This is a genomic window from Streptomyces sp. NPDC029296 (assembly GCF_055569255.1).
The window spans coordinates 1-2,134 of sequence record NZ_JBVHXT010000066.1 but is presented as its reverse complement, the minus strand read 5'-3'; the positions used below and the strand labels follow the sequence as shown (position 1 = coordinate 2,134).

The 2,134-nt window shown below is 70.9% G+C and carries 3 protein-coding genes; 1 reads left to right on the top strand and 2 read right to left on the bottom strand.

Going from position 1 to position 2,134, the window contains the following annotated elements:
- The first annotated feature begins 120 nt into the window (after positions 1–120).
- On the top strand, positions 121–597 hold the full coding sequence (locus tag ACZ4W9_RS37625) for a 4'-phosphopantetheinyl transferase family protein (protein WP_467943673.1): 477 nt from the start codon (positions 121–123) through the stop codon (positions 595–597).
- A gap of 32 nt (positions 598–629) precedes the next feature.
- Here ACZ4W9_RS37625 and ACZ4W9_RS37620 read toward each other — a convergent pair whose 3' ends face one another.
- Both ACZ4W9_RS37620 and ACZ4W9_RS37615 read right to left on the bottom strand, forming a co-directional pair.
- Positions 630–1,439 (bottom strand): AfsR/SARP family transcriptional regulator, encoded by an 810-nt coding sequence (locus ACZ4W9_RS37620; protein ID WP_467943670.1) that lies wholly within the window; start codon positions 1,437–1,439, stop codon positions 630–632.
- A gap of 204 nt (positions 1,440–1,643) precedes the next feature.
- Positions 1,644–2,134 (bottom strand): acyl-CoA carboxylase biotin carboxyl carrier protein subunit (locus ACZ4W9_RS37615; RefSeq protein ID WP_467943668.1); only part of this gene is annotated, 491 nt, incomplete at its 5' end.

The following is a 2,134-nucleotide window of genomic DNA, read 5'->3' as shown; positions in this document are numbered from 1 at the left end:
TTTGTTCTCTTGGGGGGGGGGGCTGGCGGCCCCTCCCCCCCCCCCCCCCCCCCCCCCCCCCGCGCGCGCTTCGCCGCCTCGCGGCGGCTCATCAAGCACGCCGCGGCAGCCGTCCAGCACGTGCCGGCGGACGAGCTGGAGCTCGCCCGGGGGCCGGGCGGCCGGCCGTATCTGCGCGGCTGCGACCGGCTCGGTCTGAGCTTGAGCCACACCGGCGACCTGCTGGTGCTCGCCCTGAGCCTGCACGGCCCGGTCGGCGCGGACGCGGAGGCGCTCGGCCGGTCCGGATGCCGTGCCCTGCTCGCGCGACGCGTCTGCACCACACGGGAGTTGGCGGACCTCCGGGCCCTTCCCGCACATGAGCGGGGCGATGCCGTGCTGCGCTTGTGGACGCTGAAAGAGGCCTACACCAAGGCCCTCGGTGTGGGCACGGGGCTGCCCTTCCGCACGTTCGGTTTCCGGGTGGAGGGCACGGCCGCCGCGCTGCACGACGACACCGGCGAGCCGGTGCGCCCGGTGGAGTGGACGTTCACCACTCACCGGCTCGGCACCGGCCACGTCGTCGGCACGGCGTGCGCACGGGCGGCCGGCCCGTAGGCCGGCCGCCCGCTCAGGCGCTGAGCAATCGGTCAGGCGCTGAGCAATCGCTGAGCCGGGGTGAACCGGTCCAGCCGGTCGTCGTTGGCGAGCACCGCGCGGTGCAGCCGTTGCAACCGGGGCGAGGGCTCCACGCCCAGCTCGTCGACCAGGGACTGGCGCAGGGTCTGGAAGACCTCCAGGGCCCGCCAGGGGTGACCGGCGCGGTAGAGGGCGGTCATCAGCTGGGCACACAGGTTCTCGTGCAGCGGTTGCTGGGCGACCAGCATGCGGAGCTCGCCGATGAGTTCCGCGTGCCGGCCCAGCTGCAGGTCGGCCTCGATCCGCAGTTCGAGGGCGCGGGTGCGCGCCTCCTGCATCCCGATGACCTCCATGCGCAGCACCTCGCCCAGTGGCACGTCGACCAGGGCGTTGCCGCGCCACAGGCCGAGGCCCTCGCGCAGTTTCTCGCTCGCGGTGTGCGGAGCGTTCTCGGCCATGGCACGGGTGCCGTGGGCCGTCAGCCGCTGGAACTCGACGAGGTCGCAGCGGATCGGCTCGACCGGGGCGAGCTGGTATCCCCCGTAGGAGGTGGCGAGGATGTCCTTCGCCGTCAGTTCGCCGTCGGCGGGCAGGGCATCGGTGATCTTCTTGCGTAGTTGCAGGATGTATGTCTGCAACGTGGGGGCGGCACTGCGCGGAACGGCGTCTCCCCACACCTCTTCGATCAGTGTCTCCACCGAGACGACACGGCCCGCGCGGATTGCGAGCAGCGCCAGAATCTGCCGGGGTTTTCCGGCAGTCGGTACGATGGATGTGCCGTTTACTCGTGCTCCAAGTGGTCCCAGAACATCGATTTCCATGCACATGAGCATCGCAGGATCGTTGTATGGTGAACCAGTGTGCCCGGCATGAGCGGGTATGAATTCTTCACACCCGCTCACCTGACACGGTCAGCCGGCGGCCGTTAATCGATCCCCCCGGACGATGTGCGGCTCCGGGGCGGGGTCGCCGGCGTCGGGTTCACCGTGCTCGTGGTGCATCGGTTCCTCCTGCCGAGGCAGGGATCAGTCCTTGATCTCGCAGATGACCGCGCCGGACGTCAGCGAGCCGCCGATCTCGGCCGACAGTCCCTTGACGATGCCGGACCGGTGGGCGTTGAGGGGCTGTTCCATCTTCATGGCCTCCAGGACGACGATCAGGTCGCCCTCCTCCACCCGCTGGCCCTCCTCGACTGCGATCTTCACGACGGTGCCCTGCATCGGCGACACGAGGGTGTCACCGGAGGCCGCCGGGCCGGACTTCCTGGCCGCACGGCGCTTGGGCCGGGCCCCGGCCGCGAGGCCCGTACGCGCGAGGGACATGCCCAGGGACGCCGGGAGGGAGACCTCCAGGCGTTTGCCGCCGACCTCGACGACGACCGTCTCGCGGCCCGCCTCGTCCTCCTCCGCGTCCGCGGGAGCGGTGAAGGGCTTGATGTCGTTGGTGAACTCGGTCTCGATCCACCGGGTGTGGATGGTGAAGGGGCCTTCCTGGCCGTGGACCTCGGGGGCGAAGG